The organism is Streptomyces sp. NPDC002490 (genome assembly GCF_040296045.1).
Taxonomy (GTDB): domain Bacteria; phylum Actinomycetota; class Actinomycetes; order Streptomycetales; family Streptomycetaceae; genus Streptomyces.
The window spans coordinates 1-16,979 of record NZ_JBEOWM010000042.1; the positions used below are offsets into that span (position 1 = coordinate 1).

A 16,979-nucleotide genomic window follows, 5' to 3' on the forward strand; every position below is an offset into this window, starting at 1 on the left:
CGCCGGTGGGGCCCGCCCCCGCGCGGGGGGCCGGGCGGCGGGGCCGCGGTGGCGCGGGGGGGGGGGGGGGGGCCGGGGGCGGCGCGCCCGGGCCGCCCGGCCGGGTGGATCAGTGGACGGAGTGCTCCTCCGCCGGGAAGGCCCCGCCGACGACCTCGTCCGCGAAGGAACGGGCGGCGTCCCCGATGACGGAGCGCAACTGGGCGTACTGCTTGACGAACCGGGGCAGGCGCCCGCCGGTCAGCCCGAGCATGTCAGTGGCCACCAGCACCTGGGCGTCGGTGGCGGCGCCGGCGCCTATGCCCACCGTGGGGATGTGCAGGGTGCGGGTCACCTCGGCGGCGAGTTCGGCGGGGACCAGCTCCAGGACCACGGCGAAGGCGCCCGCGTCCTGAACGGCCTTGGCGTCCCGCAGGAGTTGCTGGGCCGCCTCATCGCCGCGGCCCTGCACCCGGTAGCCCATGGTGTTGACGGACTGCGGGGTCAACCCGACGTGCGCCATCACGGGGATGCCGGACTCCACGATCAGCTCGATCTGCCGGTGCGAGCGCTCGCCGCCCTCCAGCTTCACCGCGCCCACGCCCGCGTCCTTGACCAGTCGCATCGCGTTGCGCAGCGCCTGGGTGGGGCCCTCCTGGTACGAACCGAAGGGCAGGTCCGCCACGATCAGGGCCCGGCGGGTGCCGCGGACCACGGCGGCGGACAGCATGGTCATCTCGTCCATGGTGACGGGCACGGTGGTCTCGTACCCGAGGTGGACGTTGCCCATGGAGTCGCCCACCAGCAGCACCGGGATGCCGTTCTCGTCGAAGACGGAGGCGGTCAGCGCGTCGTAGGCGGTGAGCATGGGCCACTTCTCGCCGCGTTCCTTGGCGAGGGCGATGTCCCGGACGGTGATGCGGCGCGTCCCCTTGCCCCCGTACAGCGTCCTGCCGTCCCCGTCGGGGGGTACGGGGGGCTGGTCTGGGGTGCGGGCAGCCGAGAGCTGCGTCATCGCAACGGCTCCTTCATGTCATCTCGAAGCGCCCTGACGGCGTCTCCGGACCGTTTCCATGGTGGCACCTCGGGCCGCGGGACGGTAGTCGGGGGCCGTCCTCCCGCAGGTCGGACCCCGAAACGTAAAGTTCTCCCCATGGATTTCGATACGAGTCCGTCTCGTATCGAAGGGTTCCTAGGCTCGGCCCATGACCGATCCTGCTGTCCCCTCCGGGCGGGTGTCCGAAGCCGTGCACCGTAGGCGCTGGGCCGTCCTGGGCGTGCTCATGCTCAGCCTGCTCGTCGTCGTGATCGACAACTCGATCCTGAACGTGGCAATCAAGACCATCTCGACGCCCGCGCCCGTGGGCCTCGGCGCCAGCCAGGTCGAGATCGAGTGGGCCATCAACTCCTACTCCCTGGTCTTCGCCGGGCTCCTCTTCTCCGCCGGACTCCTCGGCGACCGGCTGGGCCGCCGCAAGGTGCTGGTCGCCGGCATGCTGGCCTTCGGGGCCTGCTCCGCGCTCGCCGCCTACGCGGACTCGCCCGGCGAGCTGATCGCCTACCGCGCCCTGATGGGCCTCGGCGCCGCCTTCGTGATGCCGGCGACCCTCGCGATCCTGATGAACGTCTTCGAGCGCGAGGAACAGCCCAAGGCCATCGGGATCTGGGCGGGCGGCGTCGGCCTCGCCATCGCCGTGGGCCCCGTCACCGGCGGGTTGCTCCTCGACCACTTCTGGTGGGGCTCCGCGTTCCTCGTCAACGTCCCCATCGTGCTCGTCGCGGTGGTCCTGATCCTGGTGATGGTGCCCGAGTCCCGCGACCCCGCGCCCGGGCGCGTCGACCCGCTCGGGGTGCTCCTCACCGTCGTCGGACTCACCCTGCTCGTCTACGGCATCGTCGAAGGCGGTCGCCTCGCCGACTTCACCGACCCCGTCGTCCTCGCCACCAGCGGCACCGGGCTGCTCGCCCTGTGGCTCTTCGTGCGGCACGAGAAGCGCACCGCACACCCCGCCATCGACGTCCGGTACTTCCGCGACCGGGTGTTCTCGGCCGCCGTCACCGCCGTCGCGCTGGTCTTCTTCGCGCTGATGGGCGTCACCTTCTTCTCCGTCTTCTACCTCCAGACCGTGCGCGGCCACTCCCCGCTGGAGACCGGCCTGTTGATGCTGCCGCTGGCGATCGCGCAGCTCCTCGCCGCGCCCCGGGCCCGGCTGGTCGTCGAACGGTTCGGCCACCGCGCGGTCACCACCTCCGGACTGCTGCTGCTGGCCGCGACCCTGGCCTCGTTCGCGGTGTTCGACGAACGGACCCCGCTCTGGGCGCTGGAGCTGGTGTTCTTCCTGATGGGACTGGGGATGGCGCACGTGGTGACCCCGACGAACGTGCTCATCATGCAGGCGGTGCCCCGGGAGAAGGCCGGCTCCGCCTCCGCCCTCAGCAGCACCTTCCGGCAGGTCGGCGGCGCCCTCGGCATCGCCGTGCTGGGCTCGGTGCTGTCCGCCGCCTACCGGGCCAGCGTCGAGGACGGGCTCGCCGTGCTGCCGGAGGCGGCCCGGCACACCGCCGGCGAGTCCATCGAGGCCACCCTCGCCGCCGCGCACCGCCTCGGGGCGGACGGGGCGCCCCTGGTGGCCGCCGCGCACCAGTCCTTCCTGCACGCCATGGGCGCCACCGCACTGTGGGGCGCGGCCGTCGCGGTGCTCGGCGCCGTGGTCACCGCCCTGTTCCTGCCCGCCCGCACCCCCCGGCCACCGGCACCCGACGGGGTGCCGCGGCCGACCCGGACGGAGGCCGGACGCACCCCCTGAGCTGCGGGCGTCAGCTCGGCAGAGCCGGTCGCGGACCGCGGCGGGGACGCTGACACCGGAACCGCCGCGTGCGACCCGCACCTCGGGGACCACGAGGCGCCAAGATGGGGGCACAGTCCCACGAGGCCCGGAGGAACAGTGGACGAGGTGAAGCCGCTGCGGGGGCGCCCCCGCAGCGAGGCGGCCGAACAGGCGATCCTGGAGGGCGCCGTGCGGCTCCTGGAGGAGGGGGTGCCGCTCGCAGACATCGGCATCGAACGCATCGCCCGGGCCGCCGGCGTCGGCAAGGCCACCATCTACCGCCGCTGGCCCGGCAAGGAGGAACTCTTCGTCGCCGCCATCCGCCGCGTCGAACCCGAAGAGCCCCCACTCGCCGGCACCTCGGTCCGGGAGGACCTGATCGCCCTGCTGGAGGCCCAACGCCGGTGGGGGCTGGCCCGGCGCTCCTCCGCCCTGCTGCACAACGTCCACGCCCAGATCAAGAGCCACCCCCGGCTCTGGGCCGCCTACCGCGCGACCGTCATCGAACCCCGCCGCCGCACCGCCCTCGACGTGATCCGCCGTGGACAGGCCGACGGCGAGATCCGCGCCGACCTCGACGCCGACTTCCTCAACGACCTCTTCGCCGGGCCGATGTTGGTGCGCACCGTGCTGCGCCCCGAGGGCGACCTCCCGGACGACTTCGCGACACGGATCGTGGACGCCCTACTGGCGGGGCTGCGCCCGGCGCAGTAGGGTCGCCGCGCCCGGGCGCACTCCCGCGCGACCCGCCGGCGCGGAGCGGCGGACGGGGCCGCTCCGGAACTCCCGGGGCCCCATCTCTCGTCTTCGTTCCCACACCCCCGCCCGGGACGACGGGAACACCACGGGCCATCGCCTAGGGTCGGGTGCAGGCGGGAACGAAGGGCACGGCATCAGTGAGGCGACCAATGGCGCAGCAGACGTATGCGACGGCGACGGACAGCGGCGGCGATCCGGGGACCGGCGGCCGCCCCGCGTCCCGGTTGCGGCGCCTGACCCGCGGCTGGCGCGGCGACGGGGGCACCTGGCGGCGCGGCGCGGTGCTGGCGGTGCTCGCCGTCCTGGTCGCGCTGGCGATGATCCTGCACGCGCAGATCCCCAACTCCATCGGCAGCCTCGGCAGTCTCAACGAGACCTTCCTGCCGTGGCTCGGGGTGTTCGTGCCGCTGCTGTTCCTGCTGGCCCTGGTCCGCAAGTCCGCCACCGCGCTGATCGCGGTCCTGGTGCCCGCCGTCACCTGGGTCAACCTCTTCGGAGGGCTCGTCACCGACAAGACCGGCACCGGCGGCGACCTCACCGTCGTCAGCCACAACGTCAACGCCGAGAACCCCGATCCGGCCGGGACCGCCCGCAGCGTCGCCGCCTCCGGGGCGGAGGTGCTCGCCCTGGAGGAACTCACCCCGCAGGCGGTGCCCGTGTACACCCGTGCCCTGGAGGACTCGTACCCGTACCACAAGGTGGAGGGCACGGTCGGGGTCTGGAGCAAGTACCCGATGAGCGACACCGCGCCGGTCGACATCAAGCTCGGCTGGACCCGGGCGATGCGCACCACGGTCACCACGCCCCAGGGCCCGGTGGCCGTGTACGTGGCCCACCTGCCCTCGGTGCGGGTGAAGCTGAACGCCGGGTTCACCGCCAGCCGCCGGGACCAGAGCGCGGACGCGCTCGGCGAGGCCATCTCCCGCGAACCCCTGGAGCGGACGGTCCTGCTGGGCGACCTCAACGGCACCATGAACGACCGCGCCCTCAACGGCGTCACCGCGCAGATGCGTTCCACCCAGGGCGCGGCGGGCAGCGGCTTCGGCTTCACCTGGCCGGCGGCGTTCCCGATGGCCCGGATCGACCAGATCCTGGTCAAGCACGTGGAGCCGATGGCCTCCTGGACCCTGCCGCGCACCACCAGCGACCACCTCCCGGTCGCGGCCCGGGTCCGGCTCTGAGGTTCCGCGCCCGGGGCCGGCCCCGGGCGCGCCGGCTCACTCCGCGGCGTGCCCCGACTCGCGCCACCGGTTGAGGGTCGCGGGGCGGCGACGGCGACGATGCGCCACATCTGCTCGACGAGGTGCCTCATGCGTGCTCCTCCGCCGCGCGGAGCAGTTCCAGCCCGCGAGTCAGCAGGGCGCGGAGGGGCCCAGCGGCGCAGGCGTACCGCTCCACCGGCCCGGCCCAGCATGCTCGGCTCCGCGCAGTCGCGGGGCCGAGCTGGGGAACCCCCAGGTAGCACCCCCGCCCCAGGCGTTCCACCAGGGGGATCCGCTCCGGGGACCAGGCGCCGGGTGCGGTCAAGGCATAGACCTGCCCGGTGGCGCGGTCCACGAAGATCGGGCCTCCCCCCAGAGCGGCCCGCAGGACACCGACGGCCCGGATGTCGTCTGCTGCCGATACCGCGACGCGCACCAGGTCGCAGGGCGCGCGCACCGCGTCGAAGACCCCTCCACAGGCGAGCAGCGCCACTCCGCGAGCCCGCCACTCCTGAACGGCGACTTCCGGGCTCTCGGCAGCCAGCAGCAACCACCGTGCGGCGGCATCCGCGTTCCCACCGGACCCGGCCCCTTGGACGTCGGGCGTCCAGGGGCGGTGGCCGTCCGGCGCCCCGAGGACATGCATCCGGTTCACACGCGCTCCCCGACCGTCAGGGGGGTGGACGCGGCCGGGGCGGTGAGGGCCCTCGGCCTGTCCACCGGCAATTCGGGGCCGTCCGCCCCGCTCCGGGTGACGCTCGCACTCTGCCGCACGCGGGCTCTCCTTCCAGGTGGGCCTTGCTGTGTTTCACCGGTCCGAACCGGCACCGAAGAACGTATCGCTATTCGCGAAAGGCGGCAAGGTGAGGAGGGGGGTGGGACACTTGCCGTGCGAAGCGGCAAGGTTTCGGAACGTCGTGGAAGGAGAGGACCTCGTGCCTGAAGGTGGGTGGACGCAGGCTTCCGTGCCGTATCTGTCGCCCCGTGCCGCGGGTCAGGCCGATGCCTGGACCGCCGAGGCGGCGGCCAGGGGGCGCAAGGGGACGCAGCGCGTCGTGCTGGCCGGGGAGGTCCGGGCCTCAGGCGAGGTGGCGGACCTGCTGGGGCTCGACGAAGCGGCGGAGGTGATCGTCCGTCAGCGGGTCATCCTCCTCGACGGGGAGGCCACGGAGCTGACCGACACCTACTATCCGGCGGACCTCGCCCGGGGCACTCGACTGGCGGAGACATCGAAGATCCCCGGGGGAGCCGTCACGTTGTTGGCGGAGCTCGGATACGTCGCCCACGCCGTGCGCGAAGTGGTGCGCGCACGCATGCCGGACGTCCGTGAACAGGAGTTGCTGGCAACGGGACCCGGTGCCCCGGTCCTGACCTTGACCCGGGTCACCGCGGACGCCCGGGGCGTCCCGTTCCAGGTCGACGTGTCGGTTTTCCCGGCCACCGCCCATGGGCTCAGCTACGAGATGAGGGTGGGCTGACCGACATGCCCAAGGATCCTGAAGAGACCTTCGACCGGCGTCCCCTGCATGAGCGCATCGCTGCGGATCTGCGTGACGAGATCATGTCCGGTGTCCTGGCGCCCGCCACCAACCTCCCCTCCACGCAGCGCCTGAAGGAGCGGTTCGGCGCGTCGAACGCCACCGTGCAGAAGGCTTTGCAGGTGTTGAAGGACGAACGCCTGGTCATCGGTCGTGCGGGCTCGGGGGTGACCGTCCGCGAACACCGGCAGGAGACGGTGTCCCCGGCACGTTTCGGACGCCCCGCCGGCCCCGGCGAGCCCCACCCGTGGCTCGCCGAGGCCGCCGAGCGGGGGAAGGACGGCAGCGTCCAACTCCTGGGCGTGGCAGAGGTGCGGCCACCGCACGATGTCGCCGAGCGGCTGGGTCCCGTCGGGACCGGGACGGCGATCGAGCGGAAGCAACTCCTGCTGCACGGTGGGGAACCCGCCGAACTGGTCTCGTCGTACTACCCTCTCGACCTCGCGCAGGGCACCGCCCTGTCGGAGGCCCGGAGGATCCGGGGCGGGACGCCGGCTCTGCTGGCCGGCATGGGATATCCGCCCAGGCGCACCGTGGACCGCGTGTCGGCTCGCGTGCCCACCCAGGCCCAGTACGAGGCGTTGCGCCTGCCGACGGACCTGCCGGTCCTGCGCACGCTCCGGACCGTGTACAGCGACGGCGAACGCCCGATCGAGGTGACCGTGATGGTGAAGGCGGGCCACCTGTACGAATTGCAGTACGAGTTCGCGTAGGGGTCCGCTCCCTCGTCCGCGCCCGGGGCGAGGCCCCGGGCGCGCCGGTTCACTCCGGGGCGTGCCCCGACTCCCGCCACCGGTTGGTGATCGGCAGCCGCCGGTCCTTGCCGAAGCCCTTGGCGGAGGTCTTCGTCCCCGGCGGGTACTGGCGCCGCTTGTACTCGGCGGTGTCCACCATCCGCAGGGTCTTCGTCACCAGCTCCGCGTCGAAGCCGGCCGCCACGATCGTGTCCGCGCCCTGGTCCCGGTCGACGTACCGTTCCAGGATCGCGTCCAGCACCGGGTAGTCCGGCAGCGAGTCGGTGTCCACCTGGTCCGGGCGGAGTTCGGCGCTGGGCGGCTTGGTGACGGAGTTCTCGGGGATCGGCGGGGTCTCGCCGCGCTCGACGGCCGCCCGGTTGCGCCACTCGGCGAGCCGGAACACGGTCGTCTTGTACACGTCCTTGATCGGTCCGTAGGCGCCCACCGAGTCCCCGTACAGCGTGGAGTACCCCACGGCCAGCTCGGACTTGTTGCCCGGGGCCAGCACGATGTGGCCCTCCTGGTTGGAGATCGCCATCAACAGGGTGCCGCGCAGTCGGGACTGGAGGTTCTCCTCCGCCAGCCCGGTCAGCCCCAGGGACTCCATGTAGGCGTCGAACATCGGCGCGATCGACACCGTGCGGAAGTGCAGCCCGGTGCGGCGGGCCAGCTCCGCCGCGTCCTCCTTGGAGTGCTCCGAGGAGTACTTGGAGGGCATGGACACCCCGTACACGTGCTCCGCGCCCAGGGCGTCGCAGGCCAGGGCCGCCACCAACGCCGAGTCGATGCCGCCGGAGAGCCCGATCAGCACCGAGCGGAAGCCGTTCTTCGCGACGTAGGCGCGCAGGCCCACGACCAGCGCCGAGTAGACCTCCTCGTCGTCGTCCAGGCGCTCCGCGTACCCGCCGTCCTGCTCCGGCTCGTAGGGCGGCAGGGGGTCGGCGGAGAGCGTGCGGCGGTCGATGCGCAGTCCGTCGTCCACCACGCCGGAGGGGGGCTCGTCGGCCGCCGCCGGCAGGTCGAGGTCCAGCACCACGCAGCCCTCGGCGAACTGGGGGGCCCGGGCGATCACCTCGCCGTCCCGGTCCACCACGATCGAGTCGCCGTCGAACACCAACTCGTCCTGTCCGCCCATCATGGCCAGGTACGCCGTGGTGCACCCCGCCTCCTGGGCGCGCTTGCGCACCAGCTCCAGACGGGTGTCGTCCTTGTTCCGCTCGTAGGGGGAGGCGTTGATCGACAGCAGCAGTCCGGCGCCCGCGGACCGGGCGGCCGGCACCCGGCCGCCGTCCTGCCACAGGTCCTCGCAGATCGCGAGGGCCACGTCCACCCCGTGCACCCGCACCACGGGCAGCGTGTCGCCCGGCACGAAGTACCGGAACTCGTCGAACACGCCGTAGTTGGGCAGGTGGTGCTTGGCGAAGGTCAGCACCACCTCGCCGCCGTGCAGCACGGCCGCCGCGTTCTGCGGGGCGCCCGCCGGCTGGCCGTACTTGGGCTGCGCCGTCTCGCAGCGGTCGAGGTAGCCGACGACCACCGGGATCCCGCCGAAGCCCTCCTCGGCGAGCCGGCGGGCGAGGTCCCGCAGGGCCGCCCGGGACGCCTCCACGAAGGAGGAGCGCAGCGCCAGGTCCTCGACGGGGTAGCCGGTGAGGACCATTTCCGGGAACGCGATGAGATGGGCCCCCTGGCCGGCGGCGTGCCGGGTCCACCGGAGCACGGCGTCGGCGTTGCTGGCGAGGGCGCCGACCGTGGAGTCGACCTGGTTCAGGGCTAGGCGTAGTTGAGGCACGCCCCCAGTGTAATCGTCACTCCGACGCGATGTCCTGCGGGCTCCGCCCCGCCCGGGCCGGCGGGGCCCGGACCCTCCCGAGGGCCTACAGCACCGGCAGGTTCTTCCGCAGCTCGAAGGCGGTGACCTCGGAGCGGTACTCCTCCCACTCGGACTTCTTGTTCCGCAGAAAGAAGTCGTACACGTGTTCGCCGAGCGTCTCGGCGACCAGCTCGCTGCGCTCCATCAACCGGATCGCCTCGCCCAGGTTCTGCGGCAGCGGCTCGATGCCCATCGCCCGCCGCTCCCCGTCCGACAGGGCCCAGACGTCGTCGTCGGCGCCCGGCGGCAGCTCGTACCCCTCCTCGATGCCCTTGAGGCCCGCGGCCAGCAGCACCGCGTAGGAGAGGTACGGGTTCGCCCCCGAGTCCAGGGAGCGGACCTCCACCCGCGCCGAACCGGTCTTGCCCGGCTTGTACATGGGCACCCGGATCAACGCCGAACGGTTGTTGTGGCCCCAACAGATGTACGAGGGGGCCTCGCCGCCGGCGCCCGCGGTGCGCTCCGAACCGCCCCAGATCCGCTTGTACGAGTTCACCCACTGGTTGGTCACCGCGGAGATCTCCGCCGCGTGCCGCAGCAGGCCGGCGATGAAGGACCGGCCCACCTTGGAGAGCTGGTACTCGGCGCCCGACTCGTAGAACGCGTTGCGGTCGCCCTCGAACAGGGAGAGGTGGGTGTGCATCCCGGAGCCCGGGTGCTCGGAGAACGGCTTGGGCATGAACGTGGCCTGCACCCCCTGCTCCAGCGCCACCTGCTTCATCACCAGCCGGAAGGTCATGATGTTGTCCGCCGTGGAGAGCGCGTCCGCGTACCGCAGGTCGATCTCCTGCTGTCCCGGAGCGCCCTCGTGGTGGCTGAACTCCACCGAGATGCCCATCGACTCCAGCATGGTGATGGCCTGCCGGCGGAAGTCCATGCCGACGTTCTGCGGGGTGTGGTCGAAGTAGCCGGAGTTGTCGGCGGGGGTGGGCCGGGAGCCGTCCAGCGGCCGGTCCTTCAACAGGAAGAACTCGATCTCGGGGTGGGTGTAGAAGGTGAAGCCCAGGTCCGAGGTCTTGGCCAGGGCCCGCTTGAGCACGTAGCGCGGGTCCGCGAAGGACGGGGAGCCGTCCGGCATCAGGATGTCGCAGAACATCCGGGCGGTGCCCGGCGCCTCCGCCCGCCACGGCAGCACCTGGAAGGTGCCCGGGTCGGGCTTGGCGATCATGTCGGACTCGTACACCCGGGCGAAGCCCTCGATGGCGGAGCCGTCGAAGCCGATGCCCTCGTCGAAGGCCTGTTCGAGCTCTGCGGGCGCGACCGCGACGGACTTCAGGAAGCCCAGCACGTCCGTGAACCACAGGCGTACGAACCGGATGTCGCGCTCCTCCAGCGTGCGGAGCACGAATTCCTGCTGCTTGTCCATTGTCGACTTCCCCATCCTTGCTGGTCGGGCCGCGTGCTCCGGTGCCATGGGACAGGCCCCGTCACGAGCATCCCACCACACGGTTTCCGGCACGTTGCGGGCGCCCGGCGCAGGTCCGCGGCCGGGTGCCCCTCCGTGGCTCTGTGCCCATAGTGCCTGCTGATCCGGGTCTCCGTAACGGTCGGACCCGCCACCCGGGGAGCGGCCGGGCGCCGGACGCGTCCGGGGCGGTGCCCTGGGGCGGAACCCGGGGCCGAGGACGTAGGCTCGGCGTGCGGTGTGATCTTCCGTCGGACGGGGACCGGCCGCCGCGGAGCACGGGGCACCCCCGCAACACCGCAGTACGGACCAGGGCGAACAGCACGGACGGAACGGAACAGGGGGACGGACGGATGACGGTGCCGTCGGGGCCGCCGGTGTCGAGCGGACGCCGCAGCAGCACCTTCACGCGCCTGCTCAGGCACGGCTTCACCGACCCCTCCACCGCCGAGCGGCTGCTCGACGGGGAGGCCCTGGCCCCGGCGCGCGCCGATCCGGTGCTGCTGGACGCACTCGGCCGCACCGCCGACCCGGACCTCGCCCTGGTCGGACTCGTCCGCCTGGTCGAGGCCCAACCGGACGAACTCGACCACCGGGAACTGCTCGACACCCTGCTCACCGCCAAACCCCTGCGGGACCGGCTGCTCGGGGTGCTCGGCGCCTCCGAGGCGCTCGCCGACCACCTGGCCCGCCACCCCGGCGACTGGCGCGCCCTTACCACCTACGAGGCCCAGGACCTGCACCCCGGGGTGGCGGAGTTCGAACGGGGGCTGGCCGCCGCCACCGACCCGGTCTCGCTGCGGGTCGCCTACCGGCGCTGCCTGCTGTCGATCGCCGCCCGGGACGTGTGCGGCACCACCACCGACGTGGCCCAGACCGCCGCCGAACTCGCCGACCTGGCGACGGCGACCCTGCGCGCGGCCCTCGCCATCGCCTCCGCGGCCGGCCCCGAGGACGCGGCGCGCTGCCGGCTGGCCGTGATCGCCATGGGCAAGACCGGCGGCCACGAGCTGAACTACGTCTCCGACGTGGACGTCATCTTCGTCGCCGAACCGGCCGCCGGCACCGAGGACGGCGACGAGACCGCGGCGCTCCAGGCCGCGACCCGGCTCGCCGCCCACCTGATGCGGATCTGCTCGGAGACCACCGTCGAGGGGACCATCTGGCCCGTCGACGCCAACCTCCGTCCCGAGGGCCGCAACGGTCCGCTGGTGCGCACCCTCTCCAGCCACCTCGCCTACTACCAGCGCTGGGCGAAGACCTGGGAGTTCCAGGCGCTGCTGAAGGCCCGCCCGGTCGCCGGCGACGAGGAACTGGGCGCCCGGTACGTCGCCACCCTCGCCCCCCTGGTGTGGCAGGCCGCGGAGCGCGACAACTTCGTCGCCGACGTGCAGAAGATGCGCCGCCGGGTGATCGAGAACATCCCGGCCGGCGAGGTGGACCGCGAACTCAAGCTCGGCCCCGGCGGGCTGCGGGACGTCGAGTTCGCCGTGCAACTGCTCCAACTGGTGCACGGCCGGGCCGACACCTCGCTGCGCAGCGGCACCACCCTGGACGCGCTGGCCGCCCTGGCCCGCGGCGGGTACGTGGGCCGGGTCGACGCCGCCCAGCTCGACGACGCCTACCGCTTCCTGCGCACCCTGGAACACCGCATCCAACTGTTCCGGCTGCGCCGCACCCACCTGGTCCCCGAGGGCGAGGCCGACCAGCGGCGCATAGGGCGCTCGCTGGGCATGCGCACCGAGCCCATCACCGAACTCGACCGGGCCTGGCGCCGCCACACCTCGGTGGTGCGGCGCCTCAACGAGAAGCTGTTCTACCGCCCCCTCCTGGACGCCGTCGCCCAACTGGCGCCCGGGGAGACCCGGCTGAGCACCGAGGCGGCCCGGGAACGGCTGGTGGCCCTCGGCTACGCCGATCCGGCCGCGGCACTGCGGCACCTGGAGGCGTTGGCCTCCGGGGTCAGCCGCAAGGCGGCCATCCAGCGCACCCTGCTGCCCGTGCTGTTGGGCTGGTTCGCCGACTCCGCCGACCCGGACGCCGGCCTGTTGAACTTCCGCAAGGTCTCCGACGCGCTCGGCAAGACCCCCTGGTACCTGCGGCTGCTGCGGGACGAGGGGGCCGCCGCGGAGAACCTGGCCCGGGTGTTGTCCGCCGGTCGGCTCGCCCCGGACCTGCTGATGCGGGCCCCGGAGGCGGTGGCCCTGCTCGGCGACGCCAGCGGGCTGCGGCCGCGCGGTCGGGAGCCGCTGGAGCAGGAGGTGCTCGCGGCCGTCCGGCGCGCGGACGGGGCGGAGCAGGCGGTGGCCGCCGCCCGCGGCATGCGCCGCCGCGAGCTGCTGCGCACCGCCGCCGCCGACATCGTCGCCTCCTACGGCACCGAGGAGGCCCCGGCCGTCGCCGACCAGGGCGCCCTGGTGGACCTGGTCGGCGGGGCCGTCTCCGACCTGACCGCGGCGACCATCGCGGGCACCCTGCGCGCCGTGGTGCGCGCGGGGTGGGGCGAGGAGCTGCCCACCCGGTTCGCGGTCATCGGCATGGGCCGCTTCGGCGGGCACGAACTCTCCTACGGCTCCGACGCCGACGTGCTGTTCGTCCACGAGCCCCGTCCGGGGGTGGACGAGCAGACCGCCGCCAAGGCCGCGGCCACCGTGGTCGCCGAGGTGCGGCGCCTGCTCCAGATCCCCAGCGCGGACCCGCCGCTGCTGATCGACGCGGACCTGCGTCCGGAGGGCAAGAGCGGGCCGCTTGTGCGCACCCTCGGTTCGTACGCCGCCTACTACCGGCGCTGGTCGCTGGTGTGGGAGTCGCAGGCCCTGCTGCGGGCCGAACCGGTCGCCGGGGACGCCGAGTTGGGGCAGCGGTTCATGGAACTGGTCGACCCCCTGCGCTATCCGGCGGAGGGCATCGGACCGGACGCGGTGCGCGAGATCCGGCGGCTGAAGGCGCGGATGGAGTCCGAGCGCCTGCCCCGGGGCGCCGACCCCACCCTGCACACCAAGCTGGGCCGCGGGGGCCTGTCCGACGTGGAGTGGACGGTGCAACTGCTGCAACTGCGGCACGGCTGGTCGGAGCCGGGCCTGCGCACCACCCGGACCCGCCCGGCACTGGCCGCGGCGACCGCGGCGGGGCTGCTGGACGGTCCGGACGCCGAGGTGCTGGACGAGGCGTGGGTGCTGGCCTCCCGGGTGCGCAACGCGGTGATGCTGGTGCGCGGCCGGGCGGGCGACACCTTCCCCTCGGACGGTCGCGAGCTCGCCGCGGTGGGCCGGTACCTGGGCTACGGCCCGGGGCAGGTGGGCGAACTCCTGGACGCCTACCGCCGCACCACCCGGCGGGCCCGTGCGGTGGTGGACGAGGTCTTCTACGGTTCCTGAGGCGCGGCCGGCCCCCGCAGTGCGGCGGCCCGGGTGAGGAAGCCGGTCAGGGCCAGCTCGAAGGCCCGGTCGGCCCGGTCCGGGCCGACCGCGGCCAGGGCGCGGGCGAGCTGCGGGGTGCGCGCCCCCGCGGGCGGTTCCCACATCGTCTCCGGAGCGGCCAGGTCGAGGGCCGACCCCAGGACCAGGTTCTCCAGTGCCACGACCACCGGCAGCACCTCGGGCAGTGGGAAGCCGGCCGCCAACAGTCGGACCACCGCGCGTTCGTACTGGTCGAGGACGCCCGCCGCCCGCACCGGCGAGGCGGTCAGCAGGGGGATCGCCCGGGGGTGCGCGGCGAAGGCGGCGCGGTAGGAGCGGGCCCAGGCGGCCACCGCCCGGTCCCAGGGCTCCTCGTCGAGGGTGGCGGGGTCGATGGCGTCGGTGATCCGCTCCCGGAGCAGTTCCACGATCCCGTCCCGCCCGTCGACGTGGTGGTAGACGGAGGCGGTGCGCACCCCGAGCCGGGCGGCGATCTGCGGCACGCTGAAGTCGCCCCGGGCGTCGACCAGTTCCAGTGCGGCCGTGGTGATCCGGTCCCGGTCCAGTAGCGGGGTGCGGGGTCGTGCCATGCCGTGGGGCCTTCCTGGGGGAGGTCAAAGGGAGCGGAGTCCGACCTTCCGGATCGCTCGGGCACAGGTTACCGTGCTGGAACCGACAGGCTTTAGGTTTCTGTCGCGGAGAGAAGGAGCCGTCATGCCGGACCCCGCCGCCTGCACCGCCGACCTCGTGCTGACCGGGGCCCGGGTCCGTACCCTCGATCCCGCCCTGCCCCCGGTCAGCGAGGACGCCGCGGTCGCCGTCCGGGCCGGCCGGATCGTCGCGGTGGGCGCGCCGGACGAGGTCCGTGACTGGCGCGGCAGCGGCACCGAGGTGGTGGACCTGGCCGGGGCGACCCTCGTGCCGGGGCTCACCGACGCCCACAGCCACCCGGTGTGGGGGTTGGAGCTGGCCACCGGGGTCGACCTGAGCGGGGTCACCGACCCGGCCGGGTTGCGGGCGGCGCTCGCCGGCGCGGACCGGATCGGGGGGTGGGTGCTCGGCTGGGGCCTGGACCACAACGCCTTCGGCGGGGCGGCGCCGCACCGCACCGCGATCGAGGAGGCGGTGGGGGGTGCGCCGACCCTGCTGCGCCTGTACGACGGCCACTCCGCACTGGCCAGCGGGGCCGCCCTGGCCGCGGCCGGGATCACCGGCCCCCGCGAGTTCGGCCAGCGGGCCGAGGTGGTGTGCGACGCGGACGGACCCACCGGCCATCTGATCGAGCACGCCGCGATGGACCTGCTGACCCCGGTCCTGCCCCGGCTGCCGCGCGCCGAGCGCCGGGCCCGGCTGCTGGACCTGCTGCACGCCATGGCCGCCACCGGGCTGACCGGGGCCCAGGTGATGGACCTCGGTGACCTGGAGCTGCTGGCCGCGGTGGCCGAGGAGGCCGACGGGCTGCCGTTGCGGTTGCGGTTGGCGCCCTGGTGCATGCCCGGCGCCGACCGGGACGCCCTGGACGCGTTGGTCGCCCTCCAGGGCAGGCACGGGCCCGACTGGCGGGTGGGCGGGGTGAAGTTCTTCATGGACGGCACGGTCGAGGGCGGCACCGCCTGGCTGGAGCACCCGGACCGCCACGGACAGGGCACCGAGGCGCTGTGGCCCGACCCCGGGGCGTACGCGGCGGCGGTGCGGTACCTGCACGGGGCCGGGGTCCGCACCATCACCCACGCCATCGGGGACGCGGCGGTCGGACACGTGTTGGACACCGTGGGGTCGCTCGGCCCGGGCGGCCGGATGCGGCACCGGATCGAGCACGTCGAGACCGTGCCGGACGCCCTGGTGCCGCGCTTCGCCGCCCTCGGCGTCATCGCTTCGATGCAGCCGCCGCACAGCGCCTACACCCGGGCCGACCACGGTGACGAGTGGTCCCGGCGGCTGGGGCCCGAGCGCGCCGGGCGGGCCTGGCGGGTGCGGGACCTGCGGGACGCGGGCGCGGTGGTGGCCCTCGGCTCGGACTGGCCGATCGCGTCCTTCGACGCGCGCGGGGTGCTGGCCACCGCCCGTTCCCCGCGCGGGGCCGCCGCCGCCCGGTCCGGGCTCACCGGGCTGATGGCCTTGGAGGGGCTCACCTCCCATGCCGCGCTCGCGGCGGGGGAGGAGCGGGAGGCCGGCCGGATCGCCCCGGGTCACCGGGCCGATCTGACGGCGTTCGGAGTGGACCCGGTGGCGGCCCCCGCCGACGAGGTGGCCGGGGCGCCGGTGGTGCTGACCACCGTGGCGGGGCGCGTCGTCCACCGGGGTTGAGCCCGGCCGCCGGACGGCCGGGCCGGGGTCAGCCGGTCCGGTCGTTCGGTACGAGCCGGGGCAGCTCCGAGGGCCAGCGGCCGTACCAGGCGCGGGCCACGCCGTAGCCGAAGGCGAGGCAGACCATCCCGCCGACCGCGTCCAGCCAGAAGTGGTTGGCGGTGGCGACGATGACGACCAGGGTGAGCACCGGGTACAACAGGCCCAGCACCTTCACCCAGGGCACCCGGGCCAGGAAGTACAGGGTGAGCCCGCACCACAGCGACCAGCCGATGTGCATGGACGGCATGGCCGCGTACTGGTTGGACATGTTCTTCAGGTCCCCGGAGGCCATCGACCCCCAGGTCTCGTGGACCAGGACGGTGTCGATGAAGCCGCCGCCGGTCATCAGCCGCGGGGGCGCCAACGGGTACAGGTAGTAGCCGAGCAGGGCCACCCCCGTGGTGGCGAAGAGCACGGTGCGGGTCGCCGCGTAGCGGCCGGGATGGCTGCGGAACAGCCACACCAGCACACCCAGCGTCACGATGAAGTGCAGCGTGGCGTAGTAGTAGTTCATCCCCACGACGAGCCAGGTCACCGAGTCCACGGCGTGGTTGACGGCCTTCTCGAAGGCCAGTCCCATGCTCTGCTCGACGTCCCAGATCCAGTGGGCGTTCCGCATCGCCTGTGCCTTCTGCTCGGGCACGGCGTTGCGGACCAGCGAGTACGTCCAGTAGCTGATGGCGATCAGCAGGACCTCGAACCAGAGCCGGGGACGGCGCGGAGCCCGCATCCGGTCGAGCAGTCGGCGCGGACCGAGCGGTCCGCGGGAGTCCGTCCCGTGCGGCGCCGCGGTGTCCTCGTGCCGGTCCGCGGGCGCGGCACCGTCCTGGGGAGCGGTACCGGGTTGCCCGCTGGTGGCCTGCTGTCGGCCTTCCAGTTGTGTCACGGTCGTCTCACCCATGGGGGAAGAG

General features: G+C 73.4%; 13 protein-coding genes. 7 read left to right on the top strand and 6 right to left on the bottom strand.

Annotated features, from left to right (window positions below; genetic code table 11):
* Positions 1-109 precede the first annotated feature (109 nt).
* Positions 110-994: a 3-methyl-2-oxobutanoate hydroxymethyltransferase gene (gene panB, locus ABT092_RS23705; protein WP_351247065.1), complete on the bottom strand. Its 885-nt coding sequence runs from the start codon at positions 992-994 to the stop codon at positions 110-112.
* 190 nt (positions 995-1,184) lie between these two features.
* Here panB and ABT092_RS23710 point away from each other — a divergent pair, with 190 nt between their 5' ends.
* From ABT092_RS23710 to ABT092_RS23720, 3 genes are all read left to right on the top strand, one after another.
* Positions 1,185-2,786, top strand: a complete 1,602-nt coding sequence (locus tag ABT092_RS23710; protein ID WP_351247067.1) for an MFS transporter — start codon at positions 1,185-1,187, stop codon at positions 2,784-2,786.
* A gap of 138 nt (positions 2,787-2,924) precedes the next feature.
* Entirely contained in the window at positions 2,925-3,521 is a 597-nt protein-coding gene (locus ABT092_RS23715) for a TetR/AcrR family transcriptional regulator (protein ID WP_351247069.1), read from the top strand.
* Positions 3,522-3,715: 194 nt separating this feature from the next.
* On the top strand, positions 3,716-4,747 hold the full coding sequence (locus tag ABT092_RS23720) for an endonuclease/exonuclease/phosphatase family protein (protein WP_351247071.1): 1,032 nt from the start codon (positions 3,716-3,718) through the stop codon (positions 4,745-4,747).
* Positions 4,748-4,874: 127 nt separating this feature from the next.
* Here the strand turns inward: ABT092_RS23720 and ABT092_RS23725 are convergent, their stop codons facing one another.
* Positions 4,875-5,423, bottom strand: coding sequence for a hypothetical protein (locus ABT092_RS23725; RefSeq protein ID WP_351247073.1), 549 nt, complete (start codon positions 5,421-5,423; stop codon positions 4,875-4,877).
* 280 nt (positions 5,424-5,703) lie between these two features.
* Between ABT092_RS23725 and ABT092_RS23730 the strand changes: the two genes are divergently transcribed.
* Positions 5,704-6,246, top strand: coding sequence for a GntR family transcriptional regulator (locus tag ABT092_RS23730; RefSeq protein WP_351247075.1), 543 nt, complete (start codon positions 5,704-5,706; stop codon positions 6,244-6,246).
* Positions 6,247-6,251: 5 nt separating this feature from the next.
* Positions 6,252-7,019, top strand: coding sequence for a GntR family transcriptional regulator (locus ABT092_RS23735; protein ID WP_351247077.1), 768 nt, complete (start codon positions 6,252-6,254; stop codon positions 7,017-7,019).
* A gap of 49 nt (positions 7,020-7,068) precedes the next feature.
* On the opposite strand, the gene ABT092_RS23740 is transcribed toward ABT092_RS23735, so the two are convergent.
* Both ABT092_RS23740 and glnA2 read right to left on the bottom strand, forming a co-directional pair.
* Entirely contained in the window at positions 7,069-8,835 is a 1,767-nt protein-coding gene (locus tag ABT092_RS23740; protein ID WP_351247079.1) for an NAD+ synthase, read from the bottom strand.
* Positions 8,836-8,920: 85 nt separating this feature from the next.
* The gene (gene glnA2, locus ABT092_RS23745; protein ID WP_351247081.1) at positions 8,921-10,282 is read right to left on the bottom strand and encodes a gamma-glutamylpolyamine synthetase GlnA2; all 1,362 of its coding nucleotides are present in this window, start codon (positions 10,280-10,282) and stop codon (positions 8,921-8,923) included.
* A 392-nt stretch (positions 10,283-10,674) separates the two neighbouring features.
* On the opposite strand from glnA2, the gene ABT092_RS23750 reads away from it, so the two are divergent.
* Complete coding sequence (locus ABT092_RS23750) at positions 10,675-13,698, top strand: bifunctional [glutamine synthetase] adenylyltransferase/[glutamine synthetase]-adenylyl-L-tyrosine phosphorylase (RefSeq protein ID WP_351247083.1); 3,024 nt, start codon at positions 10,675-10,677, stop codon at positions 13,696-13,698.
* Here the strand turns inward: ABT092_RS23750 and ABT092_RS23755 are convergent.
* The gene (locus tag ABT092_RS23755; protein WP_351247085.1) at positions 13,686-14,309 is read right to left on the bottom strand and encodes a TetR/AcrR family transcriptional regulator; all 624 of its coding nucleotides are present in this window, start codon (positions 14,307-14,309) and stop codon (positions 13,686-13,688) included. The genes ABT092_RS23750 and ABT092_RS23755 overlap by 13 nt on opposite strands.
* 124 nt (positions 14,310-14,433) lie before the next feature.
* Between ABT092_RS23755 and ABT092_RS23760 the strand changes: the two genes are divergently transcribed.
* Positions 14,434-16,026, top strand: coding sequence for an amidohydrolase (locus ABT092_RS23760; RefSeq protein ID WP_351247087.1), 1,593 nt, complete (start codon positions 14,434-14,436; stop codon positions 16,024-16,026).
* Positions 16,027-16,054: 28 nt separating this feature from the next.
* Here the strand turns inward: ABT092_RS23760 and ABT092_RS23765 are convergent, their stop codons facing one another.
* Positions 16,055-16,969, bottom strand: a complete 915-nt coding sequence (locus tag ABT092_RS23765) for a phosphatase PAP2 family protein (RefSeq protein WP_351247089.1) — start codon at positions 16,967-16,969, stop codon at positions 16,055-16,057.
* Positions 16,970-16,979: the final 10 nt, after the last annotated feature.